The sequence below is a fragment of the Limosilactobacillus urinaemulieris genome (assembly GCF_932750685.1).
Lineage (GTDB): Bacteria > Bacillota > Bacilli > Lactobacillales > Lactobacillaceae > Limosilactobacillus > Limosilactobacillus urinaemulieris.
Genome location: NZ_CAKOBX010000002.1, coordinates 64,043 through 87,877, shown reverse-complemented (window position 1 = coordinate 87,877; position 23,835 = coordinate 64,043). Strand labels below are relative to the sequence as shown.

Genomic DNA, 23,835 nt, shown 5'->3' with positions numbered 1-23,835 from the left:
ACAACAAAAAGCCAGTGGAATAAATGCTGCTTCTATTGCAAAGTTAAGTAAAATGGCAATGTGACGACTGAAGTATTGCTAAAACTTTGTAAGTCTTTAGATTGTGACATTAGTGATATTATGGAAATTGTAAAAAATTAGGTGATATTCCATGCATGATAAAAATTATATAGATTCTTATTTGAATAGCTTACTGACTGATGATGTCCCCAAAAACACTAAATTAATGATAGCTAACTTAAATGACAATGGTAAACGAGCTATCGTTAATTATCACGATCCACATTCAGCTTTTCATAAGCATGCGGATATAGTAATAAATGTACATACATTTGGAGAAAGTGCAGAGAGAAATACATCATTATTCCATTACACCACTATGAGTTCCTTGAATAGCATTTTGAATTCAGGTTACTTTAGAATAAAACAAGCTAATTTTATGAACGATCCCGATGAATTTAGATGGGCAAGTAAGTTAGCTATTAAATATTTAGAAAATTGTAAAGCCACTAGTGAAGAAATAAGTAGCTTTAAACAAATGGTAGAGAATCAGCCTTTTTATGATGCCTATATCTGGTCATTTTCAAAAAATGATGATTCCGAAACACTTTTTCACGTGTATGGTGGAAATGAAGGAATAGCCCTGGAGTTAGGCGAAAAAGATGTAATGAATATGCTGGCTACTCATAACTCCCACGGTAAAAAGAGTTTAGATCAATTTGACTTAGGTGATGCTTATACGTTTCCATTAAATGTGATGTACGATGCGCAGAAGCAAGAAAACTATATAGAACCATTAGCCCAAGAATGGTTAGACGCATATAGAGGATTAAAAAATGATCCTGACGATATGAAGGAAATTCTTACACTTTGTTCAAAGAACATTGCATTATTTAATATGGCTTTCAAAAATCCTAAGCTATCTCATGAAGAAGAGTTTAGATTCGTGTCGTTACGAAAAAATGACGGTACAGTTTCACCAGAATTAGAAATAAATGGAGTTCCTTATATCAACTGTGAGTTTATTTCTGAGTACATACAATCGGTTACCATATCGCCGACGTGTGATAAGAGTGAGAAAGAAGTTAGGGCAATTATTAGCAAATATAAACCAGGTGCTGATGTAAAGAAAAGTACTTTACCATATTAGCGATGTTACGGCATATAAAAAATGAAAGGTGACTTTATTAATGGCATTTAGAACATTTGGTTGGGTTCAAAATCCTTCTGATTTTACAAAGTTGAAAAAGACAGTTCAGGTATTTGATCCACAATCTAAACAATATGAAGAGTTGGATAAGCATACAATTAATAATGTGATCTATTTTGATAGCGATAAAGAAAGATTACAAGACGAGCTTGATAATAAAGTATCCGAGTTTACTTATGAAGATTTAGTCGGTACTAGTCGCAATAAAGCGGGAAAATCTCCTAAGAAGCGAAGCGATGCAATTGCTAATTCTTTGCTACAGGTTACCATACTACCGCAGTCTGCTAACACTAAAGGAAAGTTTTATACAGATAACTGGACAGCTGATGGATTCCTTCGTTGGGCAGTAAGCTTAGGCTTTGTTTCATATAATAGAGAAAAAGATCTATTTAAAATAACAGAGCTTGGGGAAAAGTTGTCACAAGCAGCTGATGGATCAGTAGAAGAGATGGAAATTCTTCAAAATGCCATGCTGTCTTATCCACCTGCTACTAGGATCCTGTCTCTGTTAGCTGAGAGTAAACAACCACTAACGAAATTCGCTATCGGAAATAGGCTGGGGTTCATTGGCGAAAAGGGGTTTACGTCTTATGATGAAGATTTAATGATTGATTGGTTAAAATCTGCGGCAACGAAAAAAGAACATGACAAGATTAAATCTGATGTTGAAGGTACTTCGGATAAGTATGCCCGCATGATAGCGGGTTGGCTGTCAAAACTGAAATTTGTAAAAAAACATACCAACAAATATGAGCTTGATGATGGGCGAACTATTTCTGGTTTCCAAACTTATTCCATTACTGGACAGGGGTTGCACGCAATAAAAAAGGCAAATGGATCATCAAAAAACTCAACTAGGCCTAAATACGTCTTATGGGAATTTTTAGCAATTGCTGGAAAACAAGATAGTGAACAAACACGAGATTTTGTAAGGACAAGGCGTGCAAAAATAATAATTGGACTTAGTCACCACCATACTATTTCTGCACTAATTGATTTTCTAAGCAATGAAGGTATTGAAGTAGATGAATCTTTGCTTAATAGTGAAATTAAAAAGCTTATTTCATTTGGGCTCCGTATAAAGCAAAACGGAAACTCGATTATTCTTCAAGATAATATTGTTGGAATTGATATTCCAAACCAAGCATTTACACCAGCAGAGGCAGATCTTGATTCTGAGAGAATAAAGAATCATTATCGTAAAATTACAAATCTTCCAGAGAAGTATATTGAGTTATTGGATATTGCATTTGATCATCATCGTCATCAGGATTTTGAAATCATAACTGCAGGACTTTTTAAAGACTGCTACGGATTATCGTCCATACATCTGGGCGGACAGAATAAACCTGATGGTGTGGTATTTAATGGTAAATTTGGAATTATTTTAGACACTAAGGCCTATGAAAAGGGCTATGGTATGCATATTAACCAAATAGATGAAATGTGTCGTTACATTGAGGATAACAAACAGCGTGATAAAATACGTCAACCAAATGAGTGGTGGAATAATTTTGGTGATAATATTCCTGAAAATAAATTTTACTACTTATGGGTTTCCGGAAAGTTCTTGCCAAAGTTTAATGAACAATTGAAGCAAACGCATTATAGAACTGGTATTAATGGGGGTGGATTAGAAGTTTCACAACTGTTATTAGGGGCTGATGCGGTTATGAAAGGTGCATTAAATGTCAACATTCTACCAACTTATATGCATAATAATGTTATTCAATTAGTTTAACAAAGCAAAAGAACTGTGATGATTATTGTGACCACAGTTCTTTTATTTTTAAAATAATGTATCCACTTGATATGTTTTAGGGTTGTAATTTGTTATTACAACTTCATCAGACTCTTCATTTTTCGTATTGTACGAAGAATTTCGGTAAGTATAATTTAAATGGGTAACGGTAATATAATTACGCGCATTAATATATTCTTTTAATAAATCATTACTACGTCCTTTGTGATTAAGAACGTTACTTAAAGCAAACTTAGTATGCCGAGAAGTTAAATTGTCCATAAGTTGGTACATAGATTTTTCTTGCTTTACTCCCCAATTTAAAAACCCACGATTTCCATCATTGTAATTGCCTGTTGTAATCAAGTATGGGGGATCCATGTAAACAAAATCTTTTGATGACAAAATAGAAGTGTCAAACTGATCAAATAATTTGTCAGTGAATTCTGCATCAATAGTATGCAACTTATTAACAAACATTCTGAGGTGTTCTTCCATATTTTTGCTAAAGCTACTTCGATTTTTACCAAATGGATTATTAAATTTCATAGAATTGTTAAATCTAAATTGATAATTATATGAATACGAAACTAACACATACAGGTCTAATGGGTTTGGATTGCTATTGTAAGCCTTTCTAAAATTTAGATAAGCTTCCTTGTTCGTTTTACTTAATCCATATTCATTTATTCTGTTGTGAATCATATCTACGAGTTCATCGGCAGAATGCCTGTCAAAAAATCTAAATAAATCATTGATACGGTAATTCATATCATTAAAATAGTATTTGTCAGCTTTAACATTTATTCCAACATTTGCACCACCTGAAAATAAATCTACAAATGTATGAATCTTATCTGGGAACAGTGGGATAATTTGCGGTAGGAGTTTGTATTTACCACCAATATAATTTAGTGGGCTTTTGATATAGGAAGCTTTTAACCTTGGTTTCCACGTACTTGTTTTTTTAATAGATTTGGAGATTTCGTTATTTTTGAAATTTCTGGCCTTTGACTTACTAAAGTAGATTAGCATTTCATTCAATCCACTTGTTTTAGACTTAATTTTGGATTTGTATTTTCGATAATCTATGTGATAAACTTCGACGTCTGCAGTACTATATTTATTTATAAGATTGACTAATTCAGCTTCTGGTATGATACCTTCATTACTATAACTAAGAATTACATGCCGGCTATTAATATTTTTGATTAAATCTTCCATTGCATTTAGTGCGCGTTTTTTCATAGAATAGTCACTACGTAATGCTTTCCAATCAAAAATACTAGTTTTACCTTTTAGTTCTGGTTTATTATTTCGTGCAATATTTTCTAATACATGGTAATTTGAGGCATATTGTCGATTATTATATGGAGTATCAATATACGTTATATCTGCTTTAATGCTTTTTATTAATTCATTGGCATCAACATTGTATGATTTATTTGCACGTCCATTATTAATTACATCTAGAGGTCTAACGTATAATTTATTAAGAGCACGATTATCCCATTTTTTAAGATAGGCACCATATGTTCCGGTGATGTTACTAATGTATGGGATAGATTCAACTAAAGATGAAACTAAATAATAGTATTCATTTTTTGATAGTAATTTTTTGTTTGACCAGTCATCAATAGAATCCCTTATAAAATCAATTCGCTGTGCATTATTCTTAGTAAAGTACATTGCTTGACCAGTAGGAGAGTAGGCTTTCTCGTAGTAATGATTAGTAGGCCTTATGTTTTTATCATCATTAAAATACTCGAACGGATTGCTAATGCCGATTTTTTTTAACCCATTAAATGTTAACCTATCATTATTTTCAATTGTTGCTTTTGAATTAACAAAACTAAAATATAATATATCGTTACTAATAATGGTATATCGACTTTTGAAATGTCTTCCTACTACATTTGTACCGGCAAATAAATCAAGAAAAATTTGCTCAGTACCGTCAATATGTTTGCTTAATACATTATCAATGTTTTCTAATAATGATCTTTTGGAACCAATATATCTCATGATTTTCACATCCGTATTCATCCTAGTAACAACTAGGATAAATCAAGAATAGTATAAATTCAAGCTATTTAACCGATTTTATTTCTAATCATCAGAATGTAAAAGATTAGAAATAGTAAGTAACAGAAAATGCTTTCCCCAAAAAATTGTGTGGAAGGGAAAAATTATTATTCTTCATGTATTAGATAAATGAGTATGTGTTGAAATTAAGCTTATGTGGTGGAGGTTTCAAATGAAACCCGGCATTTACTTTCCCACAAACCAATGAAATATTAGAGTTGTGATTAATTACTAGAATTTGGCAATAATAGGCCATTATAAAGACGAGTGTACATTTGTGCTGATTTGGAAAATGTAACAAGAAATGCTTAGCACAGCAGTTAGTCAAGAATGTGTAATTGATCAACCAAGCTCGTGGCATGTTGAGAGTATCACAGTACTGTCGAGGAGCTAAAAGCGACGAAGGGAGTACTAGTGATACTCCATACTATAGTACCCGAAGAGCAAGGGACGGAGTGACGTAGCGATTTGTTGGTACGAACCGTTGAGAGCGTGAAAGCTTTGAAATACTCCATGCGATATAACCTAGCCGTTGAGTTTTAGCAATTACGGATAGGCTACGCAAGGGTACTCCAAGAGAGCAAACGAAGAGTAGCTCGATTGGAAAGTATCTACTGCGCACCCAAAAATGAGGAGCAGAGCGACGAGTGATTGGAGAGTGGCCGCTGAGAGTGTTGCAATACTTAGACAGATAAATAGGTGGTAAACGCCGGTATGCCGGCATTCTTGATAGATGAAAAGTGTACTAATTCCTCTTTTGAAGCTTGGAATTAGTACACTTTTTGCTTATTGAGCTAGAGAGTCGAGTGGACAACGTGCTGGATTTTTAGGTTGTGTAGATAAGTGTCCGTTTTGGGGAGTTAAGTTGATGAGAGAAGCAGTAATGGTTGACAAGACGATAAGATAATGGATGTTAATTATTAAAGATATTTATAATCAAAGATTTAATTTATTGATTATAATCAATTTTTGTAAAATGCTTTTATGCTAGATTTATATCGCAATAATCAAATGGAAGGATGAGAAATATGATTGACTATATTGCAAAAATTAAACCAATAAATGCGGACAAAATTGAAACACAGGCGCATGGAATAGCAACATTTAGTGAAAATGGTAATAGCCTTCATATTCATGTGGAAATGTTTGATACGCCTGCCAATATTGAGCATTGGGAACATTTTCATGGATTTCCAGATGGGAAACAAGCTCATGTTCCGACGCTAATGCAGGACGTGAATCATGATGGTTTTATTGATTTACCTGAAACAGAGGCAGTATCTGGGACAACGATGGTTCCTTTTGATGATGCACCACAAGAAATGAACATTCCCCATGATGGTTACCCGGTTGCAGATAAATACGGTCATTATGAATATGATAAGGATGTCCCATTAAAAGATTTACAAGCAAAGTTTAAGCAAGCATTTGGTAGTGACGATCTTCAATTAGATAAACGAGTAGTTTATGTTCACGGCGTACCAGCGGATCTTAAATTGCCATCTAGCGTTGCCGGTAATGTTATGAGTTATGATACACATACAACTTTGCCAATTGCTGCTGGAGAGATTAAATTGGCACATTGATTTTTATAGAACTGAAATTTGAAAGCTAGAGTCTATGCTTTTTGCATGGTTTCTAGTCTTTTTTGTATATTCTCTCTTTTATTAAACGAAATTTACACGATAAAACTGTGATTTTTTGCTTAAAAGATAAATATAAAAAGACACTAGTATCTTGATAACAGTCAAGTTACCTAAATTGTTTTTTACTTATGATATGTAGTATCAAGAAAGGGAGAGGTGAAAAATGATTAAGTTACAACAATTTTTTATGAGGTACAAAAAGCAGCTTTTGCTTGTTAATACTATTCTGCTGTTGCTTGCTGAAGGATCTAAATGGCTATTGCAAATGAATTTACCATACCAGGCTTTAATGCTTATCGTGGGGATTGTCGGAGTGCTTCCAATTGCTTTGACGGCTATTTCATCTTTAAGGGTTAAATTAATTTCTATTGATGTTTTAGTATCGCTGGCGGTAATCGGTGCCTTCATTATTGGTGAATTTAATGAAGCAGCCATTGTTACTTGGCTATTTATGTTAGGAGATGTACTGGAAGAATTAACCCTAAAGAAAACGCGGTCAGCCGTTGCTGATTTAACCAAAATGGCACCACAGACTGCGTTAGTTGTTCAAGATGATGGCTCAACTGAGAAAGAAGACGTCGATTTCATTGATCCTGGTGAGAAGATTTTAGTTAAAACTGGTGATCAGGTTCCAGTCGATGGCAAGGTTATTTCAGGTTCTGGTTATCTTAATGAAGCCAGTGTTAACGGTGAATCTAAATTAGTTAATAAAAAAGCCGGTAATGAAGTATATGCAGGAACTATCCTTGAAAACGGTACATTGACTGTCGAAACTACCGCAGTCGGTGAAGATACGACTTTCGGTAAAATTATCGAAATGGTTGAAGAAGCACAAGATACAAAGTCACATACAGAAAAGTTAATTAACCGGTTTTCCAAATATTACACTCCGGCCGTACTTATAATTGCAATCGTTGTAGGTTTAATTACTAAAGACCTTAGGCTGGCTATTACAGTTATGGTGCTGGGTTGCCCAGGTGCTTTAGTTATTGGTGTGCCAGTATCTACAGTTGCTGGTATCGGTAATGGTGCAAAAAATGGCATTATATTTAAAGGGTCGCAAGTGATGGACCAAACTCATCGGATTGATGAAATTGCTTTTGATAAAACCGGCACTTTGACTGTTGGACATCCAGAAGTTAGTGCAATTGAGGTATTAAATGGGCCCAAAGATGAAATTATTAAATTAGCTGCTCAAATTGAGAGTCAAAGTAACCACCCCTTGGCTCAGGCAATTACAAAATTAAATAAACAAAAGCCAGCTTCAATTAAAGTGGAAACTGTTAAGGGTAAGGGAATCATCGCTACTTTAAATAATCAAAAATATTATTTAGGTAACCAAAAATTAATTGTTGAAAATACTTGTGCCAGTGCAAAATTGGGTAAAACAATTGATCATTTGAGTCAATTAGGTAATTCAATTGTCACTTTTGCCAATGAGGACCAAAGCCAATTAGCTGTTTTTGGCATTAAAGACCAATTGCGCCCAGAAGCTAATGATGCTTTAATCCACTTAAAAGAATTAGGGGTTAAGAAGCTAGTGATGCTTTCTGGAGACAATCAAGAAACTGCTGAACGAATTGCGGCGAAGTTGCCAATTGATGAAGTTCATGGTCAAATGTTGCCACAAGACAAGGCTGCTTTTGTTAAAAAAGAAAGAGCTAAGGGACACCATATTGCTTTTATTGGTGATGGAATCAATGATAGTCCGGCCTTAGCTAATGCTAATGTTGCAATTGCCGTTGGTAGTGGAACGGATGTTGCCATCGAAGTTTCAGACATAGTTTTAGTTAAAAATGACTTGCGGAAGATCGCTTATGCCCTTGGCTTATCCAAGAAGACAATTTTGAACATGAATGAAAATATCGTGATGGCTTTACTGACAGTCTTATTGTTGTTCATCGGTTTGTTTGCGGGTTATGTTGAAATGGCAAGTGGGATGTTTATTCATGAATTTAGTATCTTAATTGTTATCTTGAACGGGATGAGATTAATCAAATTTCAACAAAAAATTGACGATCATCAAGTTTATAATCAACAAAACAAAGTAGCATTAGATATGTAAATTAATAAGGAAGGGGAATTTAATCATGGAAAAAGTAATGATGAAATTATCTGGCATGACCTGTCCTTCATGCTTAAGCAAAATTGAAAGGGCGGTTGGTAGTTTGGATGGAACTGACCAAATCAAAGTTTTATTCAATGCAGGAAAGCTAAAATTTACGCTGGATCCTGATAAGACCAAAACTGTTGACGTCAAGACAACTATTGAAAAAATGGGTTATGAAGTACAAGAAATTAAGGAAAGGGAGCTTAACTGATGAATGCAAAAGAAAAATATCAGGTGGAATTGAAGCAAAGCGGCCTTGATCACCATCAGCCAACTGCAGCTGCCATGACTGGTCACATTATTTCTAACTTGTTAATCCATTCTTTAAAGATTAACCAAGCTAACTTATTTGCTAAAGGATCTGCTAGTCTTTTTTTAGCCGAAAAAGCTGCTAGTTGGATTGCTTATGAACGTCAGGAATTTGACCAATTGAATCACTTATTGGTTAATAATGGTGAAAGTATTCCAACAATTACAGCTCAATTTAAGGAATATACTATGCTAGAAGAAGATGGCAGCAGTAAATATTTAGCAGGTGATAAGCAATTATTTGCCTTGGTAAAAGATTTTGATACACAAACGCTCTTCATTACTAAGGCAATTGCTTTAGCTAACAATGAAAGTTGGCCAGAATTATCTGCTAATTTAACTAATTTAATGGCTTGGATTAAGGAGCAAATTCGGGTAACTCAAGACTTCTTAGGTCATGAACTAAAAGAAGGATTGTATGTCGAAGACGACGATGATGACTTTTAATTAAAGGACGATGAATTTAATGGCTGATTTATGTGTTAACTTAGTACCACTATTTAATGCTTTACCTCAGGATGAGAAGATGCAAATCGAAAAATTAGTTCAGCATAAAAACTATCAAAAGAGTGAAGTGATAATTGATCCAACGATAAACGATAATTTAGTAATTGTCGCTGATGGTAACGCTAAGCAGTACACCTTAGATGAAGACGGCTATGAGAATGTTTTGCAAATCTTGCATACAGGTGACTATATTGGTGAGGATTGGCTTTTTGGTCAAGAAAATATCAATAATTACGTCGAAGCTACGGAACACAGTGAAATTTGTTTATTAAAACGGCAGGATCTACTGAAGCTGATGCATAAACAGCCAGAATTAAGTATTCGATTATTGGAACTAAATATTGTTAAAGTTTCGGAAATGCAAAAACAAATTCACTTGTTGGCTTTGCCGAAGGTTGAAGATCGGTTATTAAAGTATTTACAAACATATGCAGATGAAATTGGTAAAAATAACTTTACCTTACCCTTAAAAATGAAGGACTTAGCCTTATACCTTGGAACAACACCTGAGACCTTGTCTCGTAAATTTGCTTTATTAGAAAAGCAAGGTCAATTAAAGCGTAAAGTACGTCAAATTGAGTTATTTCAAAACTAGCTTAAAAGAGAGTAGGTTATATTATATGCGAAGTGAATTTCGAAAAATCTTTCAAGAAATTCAGGCGGATCCTGATAACGCAACATTTACAAAGCAAGGAATAGAACCACTTTATTATGCTTCTTCATCAGCCAGAATAAACATAATTGGTCAAGCACCTGGAAGAATTGCTCAGAAAAAAATGAAATTTTGGGACGACCCAAGCGGTGATCGTCTGCGGGCTTGGCTAGGAGTTTCTAGAGATATTTTCTATAATTCTGGAATGATTGCAATTTTACCAATGGATTTTTATTATCCCGGGAAAGGCAAGTCTGGAGATCTTCCACCGCGCAAGGACTTTGCTAAAAAATGGCATCCACAGCTATTGAAATTAATACCTGATATTCAGTTAACCATTTTAGTGGGCGCTTATGCGACGAGAAGCTACCTTCACCTAGGATATAAAGATCGGTTGACTGATATTGTCAGGAATTATCAGCAATACCTGCCAGACTATTTTCCAATCGTTCATCCGTCACCACGAAATAAAATTTGGGAGGCAAAAAATCCATGGTTCGAGGAGCAGGTAATTCCAGACCTGCAAAGAAGAATTCAAATAATTCTAAATAATTAGGGGATGATCCAGATGCAGAAACTAGGCATTATCGGTGGTATAGGCCCAGAAGCAACAATGAATTATTATTCGGCAATCATTAAGCAGTATCAGGAGCGGATCGGGACTGATAAAGAGCTGCCTCGTATCACTATCGAATCCATTAATATGTACCACATGTTCCGTCTGCTTGATGCTCAACAGTATGATAAAGTCGCCGGTTATGTAGGAGCTGCGGCCAATAATTTATTGAAAGCCGGGTGTGACTTTGGATTGATGTGTGGCAATACGCCCCATCTATTATTTGATCAGATTCAAGCGCGCACTGATTTGCCATTGTTAAGCATTGTCGAGACAGCGGTAGCGGCTGCCCAGCAGTTGCACCTTCAACGATTGGCTTTACTAGGCACCAAATTTACAATGCAAAATAACTTTTTCATCAAGCTATTTCGAGAGACCGGAATTGAAGTTTGCCGTCCTAGTGAAAATGATCAATCCATAATTCATCAAAAAATTGTAGACGAACTCGAAAACGGGATTGTTAAGAAAGAGACTAAGCAGCAGTTAATGACAATTATCAATAAGATGGTTCAAAAAGATCACCTTGATGGCGCAGTCTTGGGATGTACCGAATTGCCGTTAATCTTAGGGCAGGAAGATTTCAAGAACATTCAAGTGTTTGATATTGCTCAGGTTCAAATCAAGGCTGCTGTGGATCAACTTCTAAAAAAGCTAAAATAACTGAGTGTCGCAGATCCTGAATATTTACATCTTAACTTTAATTATTTCACCATCTTTCAATGCAAATTCTATGTAGCATTGAAAGATGGTGATTTTTATTTACTTAAATAACTTATCAACTTCCTGATCAGATAACTTAAACTGCTCCTGAACTTTTTGCTTTAATTGTTCTTCTGGAACTCCTAACTGTCGAGTCAGCGTAATCATTTGTTGAATAGCATCTTGACGGACATCCTCATCGTGAAACATCATATGAGTTTTATTATCCATTATCCGTTCCTCCATTTTCTATTTCGGCTTAACTGGCCGATATAGTCCTGTAGTTCGTCTACATAACGATCATTCTTGACATCTTTATTATCTACGTAATGAAGAAAATTTTGCAAGTCTTTTGAAACATCATTTCGGTAACCTTTTGTGTTAAGAAAAATTGCGGTGCAACCATCTTGCATTGCTAATTCCTTAGCATTAACGCAGAAGTTACGAAATTCATACTTATATAAGCCTTTATTATACGGATCAAAGGGACAAATAAAAATGACGTAGGTTCGTTTCATTAAATTATATTGATCACCATGATTTAATAATTCAGCATCGATTCTCCCCCGATAATACCGTACCCGCTTTGGTAATCCCTTTGTATGACGCACCTGCATATCGATCTCGTAAACTGCATTTTGATCCTCAGTATAAATATCAAAACGAACGCCGTGACTATGGGGATCCTCCTGAACGGCCTTTTGTAATGTTGGAAATTCAATCCGGTTAATATTCAATTCAGGTAATATCAATTGGATTAAATGGCGACAAAGTTTCACATTACTCATCACACTGCCGAAAACATAATCATCCTGAATGCTAATTTGTTTTTGCAATATTATCACCTCAAATTTTGGTCTTACTATATTAAAGACGTAATAATTTGAGAATTGTATTTATCGAATTTAAATAAATGGTCTATGAGGGGTATTGACATAAAATGGTATGTTAACAAGATCTACTAAATCGTCTTTTCCATAAGATAATTATTAAATCTTCGACTAGCTTAAAAAATAACCACAACAAGTTATCTGAAAGCTGTAAGCCAATTTACATCTATCATCTATATGGATCTAAAGTTTATATTTACGCTGTTATAAATACACAATAAGATTATCCAAAGTTATTTGAGCAATATAAAGTAGTTGTTAATTATTTGAAGGTCCAGTTGAAAGGCCTAGAAGATTAGAGAATAAAAAGCACTCAGTCAAAATAGCTGAGTACCGAATATTCTATTAATTAACTTTAATCACTCCACCATCTTTAAACGTAAACTCCGCGTTGGAAGATGGTGCTTTTTATTTGGTGTAATCAAGCTACAAATATTAGTTATCCTTATTGTATAATTAAACAACCAAAATTAAAGGAGGGGACAGGCGATGACCCAACTCGAACAAAAAAGACTTGATCTAGCTGTTAAGCAAAAAAGAGGGCTGCATTTTATCGCTGCTTCTGTAATAATTTGGCTTGCGATTGCATTTATTTATTCATCTGCTATGCCGATCCTGACTAAGAATTTATTTGTTTTTATTTGTACAGGGATCTTATTACCGCTGGCATGGGGAATTTCAAAAATACTGAAAGTTAACTTTAGTGATAATGAAAATCCTTTGTCAAGTTTAGGTATCTTGTTTGCGGTGAATCAGTTATTATATTTGCTGATTGCCATGTGGATTTATCCGACTATTCCAGATAAAATGCCGATGGTTATTGCAATAATTTTTGGTGCGCACCTAATGCCCTTTAGCTGGTTATATAAATCTAAAGTGTACTTACTGTTCTCAATAGTTATTCCGTTTTTGGCGCTATTCATTGGCTTATCGTTTAGTCCAACTATTTTAGCTGTTGGAATGACAATTGTAGAAACCATTTTTTGCGGGTTATTAATTATTGAAAATAAAAATTGAAATTTATGGAATATGATCAGCAATATAAACTTAATCCGGTCAAATAAAGGCGTTGCAGTATAAGATCCCGTTGAGGTGTAAAATAACCTTAGAGACTATCCAATCGAGGCGAAACCACATGCGTAAATATGTCAAAGCGCTAATTATGATTATCCTGATTCTAGTACTAATGGTTGTTGGTCAAATTGCACCACTAGCAGTAGCTGATCACTTAAATTTCTCAGAAAACACGGCAGTTATCATAATGACAGTTACTTATCCAATAATTGTTATTGGTGGGGGATGGCTACTAAATCATTTTCTATTTCATCAACATCTTCCATTAGTGTCTAAGTGGCGTTTTCAATGGTGGCCAATCTTATATGCAATCTTGGCGGATGTCTTAATCTACTTAGTTTCCTGGATTATTCAGACTGGCTTTCATTCATCAGTAACAACAATGAATAACTGGTGGTTACAGTTCACGATGACGGTTGTGAGTGCCCCATTAGTAGAAGAATATATCTTTCGTGGATATATCTTTGGCGCACTGGATAGTATTTTCAGTCGTTCCGTAACGATTTGGCTAACAGCATTTGTTTTTGGCTTAATTCATCTATCGTCACTCGGTAAAGCAGCGTGGTATAATGCAATCTTTCTCGTAATCGCCTATACTGCAATGGGGATGTTCTTCACGTTAATTGCTGTGGCGGCGAAAAGCTTGTGGGCTAGTTTTACCGCGCATGTTGTGAATAATTTATTGATCTATATTATTGGAATTTGGGCGGCGGTTTCTACTTCATCAAGTATGATGTGGCGAAGTCTAACCGGAACTTTGCTTGGAATGGGAATTGCTGCTGGATTGGTTTATTGGCGTTGTCTAAAGAATAAACGAGGATTAACACGATTTTAGAGAAAATAGTAATATGCTTCTACAGATAGTAAAATGAACAGCTCGTGCCAGACTGACGCGAGCTGTTTACTTTAAAAGCTTATTGCCTAAGCTTCCTATTAATCTTTTCCAAATCCTGCTTTACCGCGTAAAAATTAATAAACCACATAATAAGATAAATCATTACGAAAATGCCAGTAAAAACTAACCAGTTAATTAGGTTTAATGGGAACCAGCCGGCTAGAATTGCCAGGGGAGTAAATCCACAATAATAGATGATAAAGTTAACGATTGTCCGTTTTAAAATTGACCAATTCTCAATATTAAAAATTAATGCACCAAAGTTAAATACAAGTCCCATCATCCCCCAGAGAATTACGGAAACTAACACTGCATTCAACGGTCGACTAAAATGGTCGGTAAAAGTTGGTGCAGATGGTACGTAATCTTTAAGGTTGTAGAGGTAACTAAAGAACAATGAAAAGACTAAGCCGAATAACTCGCCGACACTTACCCCGCTGACGGCATAAAGGAAATATTTTTTCATAAACCTAACCTCGCTTTCAAATTTTTGATTTTGCGTCGACTAATTGGAATTCGCTGGTGATTTTTTAGGATTACATCAATTGCGCCATTATCCATTAATTCTAAGTGATCGATATGCTTAAAATTGAAGATTGCACTCCTAGAGGCTTCGACAAAATCATTAGTTAATTGCGCTTTTAATACCGAAATTGGTTTCCGATACTGGTAGAGTTTATTAGCGGTTGCCACTTCTAAGCCGTGATCAGCTGTTTGAATGGCAAAAATATCACGATAATGGACGGGAACTAATTCATTATCATAGTTACACCATAGGACCTGCTCATTGTTATTTAAATATTCTAAAAGATCAGCGAGTTTAGGAGTCATTTTCCGCACCCAGATTTCAGCGTGTTCATCCTTAATTGAACTATCGACATGGCAGTTAATTTTCAAAGTGTTACACCTCCTCAATTGATGTACCAATTTTAACAAAAGATAACGGCACTAAATTCAATTAGTATTAAACGGTAAAAAAAGATAAGTAAGAGGTTTGATCGAGGACTCGGATGGGTGTGCAAGGAGCATTTTAATGTCGATTTCTCGCCAAGGGGTTATTTATTGGGGAGTTAAATATTACGTCACCTAGCCGGTTATACTGGAATTATTTGGGCGCAAGCAGTCAGCGATATCATTACCTGCCTGCTTGGTTACCTCCTCTACAAGCTAATTTTCAATTGGCAGGATAAAAAATAACGCGGAGATTTAATCTCTTCAGCATAAGTTATCTTAAATTTAAATAATTATTGTCATATGACTTTAGCGGTCTGGTAAACTTAAATTGATGAAAGAGGGTTAAGTGATGAAAACCGATCAAATTAAAGTTAATGTGACTGAAAATAAAGACGGGTCAGCAACATATGAAATGCTGATGCCTAATCAGCAATATAAGGTTATGAGCAAGGTCTTTGCAAAAAGTGGCTATACAATTGCGTCCTATTTTAAGGCATTCATGGAAAATTTAGTTAAAGAGGATGCTGATGGACCAGTTCATCGGTGGCTCGATCAGTTGATTGTTGAATCAGGGGATGAGCTCGGTGTAAAAAAAGAAGCAATTGAAAAAGCAAGGGTTCGAATTGCCAAGCTTAAAGCTGAAACCAAGTAATACTAAAGAAGATAATCATAATGCGACAAATACCGATTAATCAGGCGAAGTCGATCATAAAGCAGCTTTTGAAGGTAAAAAGACAGCAGAAAATTAGCCTATTAACGAATAAGAAGGATCGTTCATTAACAATTATCGTAAATGATGGTGAAGTAACCGTGAAAGAGCAAGGATATGTTAACGATACCAATATTCTACTGAGAGTACTGCTAAACATGAACTAACAAGGGCTTTCAAACGCGAATTTCCTCGTAGTCACCAGCTTTATATTAGCTATGGGTAAGACTATAAAAGGTGAATAATTAAATGAAATTATTGAAAAATATTTTAACTACTTATCGCTTGCAATTACTGCTCGCAATTATAATTGTAAGCATCAATACGTCGTCCCGTGGCGGTGTCGCTTCACTCCTAGTGCTTTTGATGCTAATAATTGCTTTACTATTTACTAGTGTGGCTCGTTCGTCTCGAAACTTGCGGTATATTAATTGGGGGATTCAGCTATTAACGGCTCCCGTTCTCCTATCATTTACTACCGGAAGCTTGCTAATGCTAACAGGCTCATCCTATTTTATTAGTATCCCAGTATTATTGAGTTACCTTGTAGCTTTCATCCCTTATACGAAACTTTACGTAAAGCCGTTAAGAAATACTTGGTTACGACTAGTATGGGTAATTTTCTTTTTCCAAATTGCCATCGGTCCCGCCTCCTATTATGGAATTACAGTTACGACTAGCAATGTGTGGTTCACCTCACTAATAACCACTGGCTGTTTAGGAGCAATTGCCTATTTGATTGTAATCATTAAAGCTTTTGCAAGCTGGCATTTACAAACGCTGCTATCATTTGCTAAGTACCACGTTAAGGTTAATTGGGGCGTGATCCTAGTTTATCTTTTGCTAGTATTACTCTTTTTGTACAGTAACTTGACAGGTTATCAAGAGCTAAGGATGAAGGGCGGATTACAATTGTGGCAAGATTTCCTTACATCGCTTGAAAGTGGAATTGGTGAAGAGACCTTATGTCGGTTTGCAATTTTGACCTTACTAATGATCATTTGTCGTCACTCAAAATGGAAGGTACCGTTAGTGATTTTTACTAGCTCACTGATCTTCGGACTTCTTCACTTCATTAACCTGATTGATCAAAATTGGTCTCTAACGGTCTATCAATTCTGCTTTACCACTATTTCAGGGATCTTTTTCGCCCTTATTTTCTTATACACTGGCCGATTATGGTTAGTTATGGTAATTCATTTCGTGATGGACTTTGTTTCTTCATTTAGCGAAATATCAGCGATGAACAGCACGATTAGTTTAGCTGATTATCAATCGATCGTGGTGTTAGCGTTGTTGATGCTTGTTCTTACCATTTGGATGATGAGAGGAAAACGGAGCAAAGTGATGCAAACTCGTGCGCAATTATTAATCACTAAAAATTAAGAGGGATTGTTAATGTTTGTATTTAACAATCCCTCTTACTCAGATATTATCAGTATTTCTATAATGAAGTTTAAATGCAATTATTATCAAAAATGGGAGTAGTGTGATTACACTGCTAAGTAAGAATATTCCGAAATTTTTAAGTAACTGGTCGCTTTGCTGAACTATTTGATAGGCATAATAACTCGGGAAAAGTTTTTGAATGTTGGTCATTAACTTAATCATTGAGTTTGTTGGAATAAAAACATTCCACGGAACGATAAATATTGCTAGTAGAAACATCAGTGGAGTTGAACCCGCGTCAATTGAGGAGCGATCGAAGGAAATACCAAACGTAAAGCCAATTACGCTTAGGTAAATCCCGAAGAGGTTAACTAAACCGAGAGATATCCAAGTTACCTGATTAAAGTTAATTGTATGGAGAAGGCAAGCAAGCAGTACCAATATAATGGTAATAATCATATTAAGAATTAATTGAGTAATTAGCTGTGAAATCAGATATTTCCAAATAGAGTAGTGACTAATTCGCGCTTGAAGAAAATAAAAGCGACGATTACTAGCAATCCGTTTACTAAAAGTTACAATTGAATTGCCCAAGATTCCAATCAAAAGGGCTAATATTAGCAGAATTAATTGGAAAGGTGATTTTTGTGGCATGTTGGTTATCTTAATCATCATCCAGTACCAACAAGTGGGGAAGAGAATAGTAAAAATTAAAAAGCGGCGATTACGAAGTACTTGTTTAAGCTGAATTCCTGTGATCATTTTAGTCCTCCTTGTTATTGAGTCGGTACCATTGAGCAATTGTTTGGTGGTGGCTATGAATCTCCTTAACACTGATGTTATGAGCAATAATGCCATCTTTTAGCAACCAGACTCGCGAAAAATATTTATCAATTTGATTGAAGTCATGAGTAACCACAATTGTGCTACCATTACGCTGATCTAATAACTTCCAGAAAAAATCAATTGAAGTGAGATCCATTCCGACAGTTGGCTCATCTAAAATTAATAACTTAGCAGAGCGTAAAGTGCTTATTAACAAACTGAGTCGTCGTTTTTGACCACCGGATAATTTTTGAATGAATTGATTAGCCTGATCATTTAGTTTAAATTTGATCAATAGATTATTGATGTATTTAGGTTGATAGACCTTATTAATTAATGCAGCTAATTTAACCTGTTCCATAACTGTAAGATCTGGAATTAGGACATCATCTTGAGGCATCACATTTAGATCCTGTTTAAGATTAAAATAGTATTTTATCTTGCCACTATCCGGATTGAGTAAACCAATGAGAATTTTTATTAACGTCGATTTACCAGCACCATTGCTGCCGAGAAGCGCAATTCGTTCATAGTTATTAATACTGAAAGTAACATCTTTTAGCACAGGCTTGTTAAAGGTTTTTTTCAGGTGATTTGCGGCTAATAACAGAGTATCAGGATCCTTACTACCAGTTACTAAATTATCTAAGCTTACGTTAAAAAGTCGTGCTAGTGAGATTAAATTATCTAGGTTTGGCTCTGTATCACCATTTTCCCATTTAGAAACTGCTTGACGGGATACAAATAGTTGACTAGCAATATCATTTTGAGAAAGCTGTTGCTCTGTCCGGAGTTTTCCCAACTGGTGGGCAAAAATATTTTTCATGAGAATACACATCCTTGTAGAAATGATGCTTTTATTTTAATGGATTTTTTAATCACATCAACTAAATGCCTAGATAATAATGTTTGCGCAAGTTGCAACCATATGTTGACAGCTAATTTCCTGGGAAATAAAAGAAGTATTTAAGGGAATAGTACAAACAAGTTTGCCGATCCTAAATAGACATAATCCATGAAAATAATTTCATGAATTATTGATTCTTTTAAATGAATATAGCCAATCTGATCTGTATCATCCTGAATGCCTATTCAATTAGCCGAAAAATGAGTTAATTAATATTCAAACTGTGAATGTTTAAACATGCCAATAAAATTGACTATTTATTGCTTATTGACTAATAGATAAAATCCTGTAAAGTTATTCGTGAAAGCGCTAACAAAAAAGCGATTAAATCTATTGGGAGATGGTTAAGATGACAGCTAATCATTTTAAATACTTGGTAGGCTTTGCCGCATTTGGATTTGTGATGGGAACAGTTAGTTCAGCAAGCGCCTGTACAACGGTTTTAGTTGGGAAAAATGCCAGTACAGATGGCTCGACAATGATTGCTCGAAATGAGGATGTTGATACTTCTTGGGCTAAACACTATGTTTATCATCCAGCTACTTCTGGAACTAATACTCAATACCGTTCTACTGATAATGGCTTTACAGTTGATCTGCCTACTAATGCTCAAAGCTATACAAGTACACCAGATTGGCAACAGAAAAAGGGTCAGGATCAGTTTGGTGAAGACGGAATTAACAGTAGTAATGTTGCAATGAGTGCGACTGAATCAGGAACGACCAACAAGCAAGCACAGAAAGCAGATCCATTTGTAAAGAAAGGAATTTCTGAACCATCAATGGTTGATGTTGTTTTACCATACGCTACTTCCGCAAAGGATGGGGTTAAACGACTTGGTCACATTGTTGAAACAAAGGGATCGGCCGAAAACAATGGTGTGATTTTCAGTGACAAGGATTCAATTTGGTATATGGAAATTGGTTCCGGACATCATTGGGCTGCTGTTCGGGTGCCAAATAATAAGTATGCGGTAATTCCTAACCAGAATGTCATTGGTAATGTTGATACTAAGAAGAGTAATTTTATGACTTCTAAGAATTTACCTAAATTCGTTAAAAATCACCATTTAAATGGTTACGTTAATAGTCATCAGGTTAATTTTGCTCAGGCATTTGGGACTAATAATAAGGAAGATGCTACCTACAATCGTCCACGAATTTGGGATGGCCAACGAATTTTAACACCAAGTAAGAAACAATCAATCACCCAAAAGCACTATGCAATGTTTATGAAACCAGATCATAAAATCTCTGTGCAGAAGGTACAACAGGTATTAGGCTCCCACTTTAATAACACCAAATACGATAGTAACGGTAAATGGGTTGGCGGTTACCGACCAATTAATGTGCCAACTGATGTTGAATCTCATATTCTGCAAATTCGTCCCAACGTTCCTAAGGAGATGGCCGGAGTTCAATGGTTAGCAATGGCTTCACCAGCTACTAGTGTTTATGTTCCGTTCTATTCAAATGTAAACAATACGCCGACTAGCTACCAAAAGGGAACGGACAAACCCGATAGTGAATCAGCTTATTGGACATATAAAATGACGAAAGTATTAACTGACCCATATAAGAACAAGCTGGTTAATAAAGATGTTGTTCCAGTACAAAAGAAAACAACTAGTCATTTAAGGACGTCATTAAAGAATAATGATCAGCAGGCAAAGAATCTTACCGGTGATGAGTTGACTAATTTCTTAACTCAATGTAACCAGCAAAATGCTGACTATGCCCAAAATGTTTTCCAAAAATTGAATAACAAGTTAATCGTTGACTCAACCCGGCAAACAAAAATTGTCCAGGATAAGAATTTATAATATTGTTCCAATGCTTACTAGCAAATAATTAGCTCTCAAAATTCGGCTTAGCTGTATTCTGAGAGCTTTTTTGTATATCCGTATTTCCCAGGAAATAAAGTGTTAGGACAGGGAGAAAGTTGTTTGTGATATCTCATATCTGTTAAAAAGATAGTTATGTTATTATAGGTGGCTTAATTGTTTTAATTAATATTATCTATACTATAATATAAATAGAATTATAAAATGATAATAAGGAGCCTTGAAAAATGAGAGTTACAAAATTAGTTGTTGGAATATTACTGTTGGTATTGGCAGCCTGGTTATTAATTGATGGGGTTGCAAATGGAATCCTGGGGATTTGGACTGATCCAAATTATGTTTACGCTAGTTTAGAAATTATTTTAGCTGGGCTATTTATTGGTGCAGGTGTTGTTTATATTGTTCAAGAAGATAGCTCGTTTCTTGGCGGTGACATTACTGGCCTAATTTTACTGGTAATTGGCGGTATTATTGGAATTGTCGGTGGCTTTATGGATCGGTGGATGTTTCTCTACGCTGTTATTAGTCTGGTAGTTGGGATTGGCTTCTTTATCTGGCATAGTAAAACATGTGAGGATATCTAGTAGTTTTATGAATTTTAAAATTTGTGATGATTAAGAAGGCTTCCAGTATTCGTTATTACTAATTTCTGGAAGCCATTTATGTATACCAAAATCTTCCATTATTAGAATTGAGAAACGAGGAGCTATTATGGATGATAAAGTAACGCCCAAATTACTTACAGCAATTTTATCAGCGGGGATGCTTTCTTTTTTAGGAATTCTCGATGAAACAGCTACTACGGTTACTTTTCCAACGTTAATTAAGGAATTTGCAATTACTACTGATCAAGTCCAGTGGGTTAACACATTAGTTCTCCTTGTGATTGCAACCATTGTTCCCATTAGTTCTCAAATTAGTTTACGGGTTACGACTAAGAGAATCTTTCTTACCGGAATTACCTTTTTTGTGCTTGGCCTAGTGATTGATATTTTTACGCCACGATTTGATTTGTTATTACTAGGGCGAGCATTTCAGGGGATCGGAACCGGAATTGGGTTACCATTAATGTATAATATCATTCTTACTAAGGTCCCCAAGACCCACCTTGGCTTTATGATGGGAATCGGGACAATGATTACTGCAGCAGCGGTTGCACTAGGCCCGGTGTTTGGTGGAATTGTAACTGAGCTTTTAAACTGGCGCTGGATCTTTATTATTTCAATCTTTCTTGCAATTATTAGTGCTTTTACGGGAACCTATTCGATTATGCAACTTAATAAATTACAAAGAGTTCCTTTTAAGTATGGTCAGTGGCTGACGATTGCCGTTGGTTTAGTTTTCTTAATGCTTGGCTTCACTAACTTTGCGAAAAATCATTTTTGGTCAGGACAAGTTATCGGTTGTTTACTGTTAGGATTAGCTAGTTTACTTATTTGGGGCAAACTTTCTTGGAATGATTCAACAGCCTTAATAAGTCCACGTCTCTTTACGAATCTTGCTTTTAGTACGCAGCTTCTTTGCTATTGCTTTGCCAAGATTAGTACGTTAGCGCTTGGCTTTATTTTCCCTATCTATGTTCAAACGGTTAACCAGGGTTCAGTTTCTCTCGCCGGCTGGATAATGTTACCAGGAGCAATTATTGATGCCTTAATGGCAGCCTTGGCAGGAAAATTATTAGATAGGCAAGGCGCTCGACTGCCGATTATTCTTGGAACAATTGCTAGTTTAATTGGTATTGTTATTATGAGCATTTGGGGAATGCATCTTTCTAATCTTGCAATTATTCTTCTCTATTCTCTGTATTATGGTGGCTACGGAATGTGTTTCAGTAGTTTAATGACGAGTGGTCTAACCTCATTAGCTACTGACAGTCATGCACAGGGGAACGCAATTTTTAACACTTTGCAGCAATTTTCAGGTGCTGTTGGTACAGCACTTGCGGGAACACTTATTGCACTTAGTCAAAGTAACCATCAAATTTCTCGAGCAGTAGCAACGGCGATTGGAGCAAAATGGACCTTTCTCGTTTTAACTGGCCTAATGATTCTTAACCTAGTTCTTACTACTATCTTTGTTCCGCGGAAAAAGCATTGACGCTTCTTTTGGTAGCTAACCGTTATTCCCTGAGAAGGTGAGTGTGTGTTACTTTTAATAATCTTTTCTTTACTTGTTTTATATAATTTTATTCGGGATACATTCCGCTTTGAACCAGTTACGCGGACAAGTTTTATTATTCTGCCAATTTACGCCACGATAATGACTGTTATCTCAATGATCGTTGAACTAAAAGAATGGCACTTCTCAATCATTTTCACTTTGGCTTTAATCGGTGTACTCCTTGGATGGTTCCAAACCTTTAGTCTAAAGGTTATTCAGATTAATGAGCATTCACATGATGAGTCTTCTGGATTTAAATATTGCCGTGGTTGGTCATATCTGTATGGGTTTATTTTAATCTTTATTGTTGAAATAATAACTAACTTTTCATTAGGAGAAAGAGTAACCTTTAAGGGGGTCTTTTTCGAATTGATTAATGAAATTTTACGTGAGCGATTTAAATTTTTACCATATAATGGTTGGGTTATTTGGTTGCTATTGGCGGTAACAACTAGTGTTTACACATTAATCTTAATTCATCGGTATCCAATTATTACTAAGGTCTTAACGCGTAAGCAACGTGAGAAATAGGAACCTACTTTCGTATAATTCTTGCTATAGAAAATATAAAAATAGCGAAGACGGTGAGTAAAATTCATATCGTCCTCGCTATT

The 23,835-nt window shown here is 35.4% G+C and carries 26 protein-coding genes; 19 read left to right on the top strand and 7 right to left on the bottom strand.

The window, feature by feature from the left end; translation table 11 throughout:
* Positions 1–60: 60 nt before the first annotated feature.
* Genes MR181_RS08900 through MR181_RS01775 form a run of 3 tightly spaced genes read left to right on the top strand, consistent with a single transcriptional unit; the run spans position 61 to position 2,951 of the window.
* A complete protein-coding gene (locus MR181_RS08900; RefSeq protein WP_242334538.1) occupies positions 61–141 on the top strand; it encodes a helix-turn-helix domain-containing protein in 81 nt (26 codons plus the stop codon).
* Positions 142–151: 10 nt separating this feature from the next.
* Positions 152–1,150, top strand: a complete 999-nt coding sequence (locus MR181_RS01780; protein WP_242334202.1) for a DUF2971 domain-containing protein — start codon at positions 152–154, stop codon at positions 1,148–1,150.
* 40 nt (positions 1,151–1,190) lie between these two features.
* The gene (locus MR181_RS01775; RefSeq protein WP_242334199.1) at positions 1,191–2,951 is read left to right on the top strand and encodes a restriction endonuclease FokI recognition domain-containing protein; all 1,761 of its coding nucleotides are present in this window, start codon (positions 1,191–1,193) and stop codon (positions 2,949–2,951) included.
* 48 nt (positions 2,952–2,999) lie between these two features.
* Here MR181_RS01775 and MR181_RS01770 read toward each other — a convergent pair whose 3' ends face one another.
* On the bottom strand, positions 3,000–4,976 hold the full coding sequence (locus MR181_RS01770) for a Dam family site-specific DNA-(adenine-N6)-methyltransferase (RefSeq protein WP_242334535.1): 1,977 nt from the start codon (positions 4,974–4,976) through the stop codon (positions 3,000–3,002).
* A 1,088-nt stretch (positions 4,977–6,064) separates the two neighbouring features.
* Between MR181_RS01770 and MR181_RS01765 the strand changes: the two genes are divergently transcribed.
* The 7 genes from MR181_RS01765 to MR181_RS01735 all read left to right on the top strand — a co-directional run bounded on the left by MR181_RS01765 (position 6,065) and on the right by MR181_RS01735 (position 11,536).
* Positions 6,065–6,622, top strand: a complete 558-nt coding sequence (locus MR181_RS01765) for a hypothetical protein (RefSeq protein ID WP_242334197.1) — start codon at positions 6,065–6,067, stop codon at positions 6,620–6,622.
* Positions 6,623–6,845: 223 nt separating this feature from the next.
* On the top strand, positions 6,846–8,747 hold the full coding sequence (locus tag MR181_RS01760) for a heavy metal translocating P-type ATPase (RefSeq protein WP_242334194.1): 1,902 nt from the start codon (positions 6,846–6,848) through the stop codon (positions 8,745–8,747).
* A gap of 25 nt (positions 8,748–8,772) precedes the next feature.
* A complete protein-coding gene (locus MR181_RS01755) occupies positions 8,773–9,003 on the top strand; it encodes a heavy-metal-associated domain-containing protein (protein WP_242334191.1) in 231 nt (76 codons plus the stop codon).
* Positions 9,003–9,548, top strand: coding sequence for a DNA-binding protein (locus MR181_RS01750; protein ID WP_242334189.1), 546 nt, complete (start codon positions 9,003–9,005; stop codon positions 9,546–9,548). The genes MR181_RS01755 and MR181_RS01750 overlap by 1 nt, the downstream gene beginning before the upstream one ends.
* Before the next feature lie 19 nt (positions 9,549–9,567).
* Positions 9,568–10,203, top strand: coding sequence for a Crp/Fnr family transcriptional regulator (locus tag MR181_RS01745; protein ID WP_242334186.1), 636 nt, complete (start codon positions 9,568–9,570; stop codon positions 10,201–10,203).
* Between the two features lie 25 nt (positions 10,204–10,228).
* Positions 10,229–10,816, top strand: coding sequence for a uracil-DNA glycosylase family protein (locus MR181_RS01740; protein WP_242334183.1), 588 nt, complete (start codon positions 10,229–10,231; stop codon positions 10,814–10,816).
* A gap of 12 nt (positions 10,817–10,828) precedes the next feature.
* Positions 10,829–11,536: an aspartate/glutamate racemase family protein gene (locus tag MR181_RS01735; protein WP_242334180.1), complete on the top strand. Its 708-nt coding sequence runs from the start codon at positions 10,829–10,831 to the stop codon at positions 11,534–11,536.
* Positions 11,537–11,635: 99 nt separating this feature from the next.
* Here the strand turns inward: MR181_RS01735 and MR181_RS01730 are convergent, their stop codons facing one another.
* On the bottom strand, positions 11,636–11,806 hold the full coding sequence (locus tag MR181_RS01730) for a hypothetical protein (RefSeq protein ID WP_242334177.1): 171 nt from the start codon (positions 11,804–11,806) through the stop codon (positions 11,636–11,638).
* A complete protein-coding gene (locus MR181_RS01725) occupies positions 11,806–12,411 on the bottom strand; it encodes an Rpn family recombination-promoting nuclease/putative transposase (protein WP_242334176.1) in 606 nt (201 codons plus the stop codon). The genes MR181_RS01730 and MR181_RS01725 overlap by 1 nt, the downstream gene beginning before the upstream one ends.
* A gap of 543 nt (positions 12,412–12,954) precedes the next feature.
* On the opposite strand from MR181_RS01725, the gene MR181_RS01720 reads away from it, so the two are divergent.
* A complete protein-coding gene (locus MR181_RS01720; RefSeq protein ID WP_242334173.1) occupies positions 12,955–13,482 on the top strand; it encodes a DUF7010 family protein in 528 nt (175 codons plus the stop codon).
* A gap of 118 nt (positions 13,483–13,600) precedes the next feature.
* Positions 13,601–14,374: a CPBP family intramembrane glutamic endopeptidase gene (locus MR181_RS01715; RefSeq protein WP_242334171.1), complete on the top strand. Its 774-nt coding sequence runs from the start codon at positions 13,601–13,603 to the stop codon at positions 14,372–14,374.
* 79 nt (positions 14,375–14,453) lie between these two features.
* Here MR181_RS01715 and MR181_RS01710 read toward each other — a convergent pair whose 3' ends face one another.
* On the bottom strand, positions 14,454–14,900 hold the full coding sequence (locus MR181_RS01710) for a DUF3021 domain-containing protein (RefSeq protein WP_242334168.1): 447 nt from the start codon (positions 14,898–14,900) through the stop codon (positions 14,454–14,456).
* Positions 14,897–15,331: a LytTR family DNA-binding domain-containing protein gene (locus MR181_RS01705; protein WP_242334165.1), complete on the bottom strand. Its 435-nt coding sequence runs from the start codon at positions 15,329–15,331 to the stop codon at positions 14,897–14,899. Before MR181_RS01705 ends, MR181_RS01710 begins: the two co-directional genes overlap by 4 nt.
* Before the next feature lie 406 nt (positions 15,332–15,737).
* Here MR181_RS01705 and MR181_RS01700 point away from each other — a divergent pair, with 406 nt between their 5' ends.
* The 3 genes from MR181_RS01700 to MR181_RS01690 all read left to right on the top strand — a co-directional run bounded on the left by MR181_RS01700 (position 15,738) and on the right by MR181_RS01690 (position 17,483).
* Positions 15,738–16,040, top strand: a complete 303-nt coding sequence (locus MR181_RS01700) for a hypothetical protein (RefSeq protein WP_242334162.1) — start codon at positions 15,738–15,740, stop codon at positions 16,038–16,040.
* A 20-nt stretch (positions 16,041–16,060) separates the two neighbouring features.
* Positions 16,061–16,264 carry a hypothetical protein gene (locus tag MR181_RS01695; protein WP_242334159.1) on the top strand — a complete coding sequence of 68 codons (204 nt, stop codon included), beginning with the start codon at positions 16,061–16,063 and terminating at the stop codon, positions 16,262–16,264.
* Positions 16,265–16,346: 82 nt separating this feature from the next.
* The gene (locus tag MR181_RS01690; protein WP_242334156.1) at positions 16,347–17,483 is read left to right on the top strand and encodes a CPBP family intramembrane glutamic endopeptidase; all 1,137 of its coding nucleotides are present in this window, start codon (positions 16,347–16,349) and stop codon (positions 17,481–17,483) included.
* A 39-nt stretch (positions 17,484–17,522) separates the two neighbouring features.
* On the opposite strand, the gene MR181_RS01685 is transcribed toward MR181_RS01690, so the two are convergent.
* Both MR181_RS01685 and MR181_RS01680 read right to left on the bottom strand, forming a co-directional pair.
* A complete protein-coding gene (locus MR181_RS01685) occupies positions 17,523–18,248 on the bottom strand; it encodes a lantibiotic ABC transporter permease (RefSeq protein WP_242334153.1) in 726 nt (241 codons plus the stop codon).
* Between the two features lies 1 nt (position 18,249).
* The gene (locus MR181_RS01680; protein WP_242334150.1) at positions 18,250–19,137 is read right to left on the bottom strand and encodes an XRE family transcriptional regulator; all 888 of its coding nucleotides are present in this window, start codon (positions 19,135–19,137) and stop codon (positions 18,250–18,252) included.
* A 430-nt stretch (positions 19,138–19,567) separates the two neighbouring features.
* On the opposite strand from MR181_RS01680, the gene MR181_RS01675 reads away from it, so the two are divergent.
* The 4 genes from MR181_RS01675 (at position 19,568) to MR181_RS01660 (ending at position 23,752) form a co-directional block, all read left to right on the top strand.
* On the top strand, positions 19,568–21,040 hold the full coding sequence (locus MR181_RS01675) for a C69 family dipeptidase (protein ID WP_242334147.1): 1,473 nt from the start codon (positions 19,568–19,570) through the stop codon (positions 21,038–21,040).
* A 248-nt stretch (positions 21,041–21,288) separates the two neighbouring features.
* Positions 21,289–21,645, top strand: a complete 357-nt coding sequence (locus MR181_RS01670) for a hypothetical protein (protein WP_242334144.1) — start codon at positions 21,289–21,291, stop codon at positions 21,643–21,645.
* 127 nt (positions 21,646–21,772) lie between these two features.
* A complete protein-coding gene (locus MR181_RS01665; RefSeq protein ID WP_242334141.1) occupies positions 21,773–23,158 on the top strand; it encodes an MFS transporter in 1,386 nt (461 codons plus the stop codon).
* A gap of 45 nt (positions 23,159–23,203) precedes the next feature.
* Entirely contained in the window at positions 23,204–23,752 is a 549-nt protein-coding gene (locus tag MR181_RS01660) for a hydrophobic protein (protein WP_191911411.1), read from the top strand.
* The last annotated feature ends 83 nt before the right edge of the window (positions 23,753–23,835 follow it).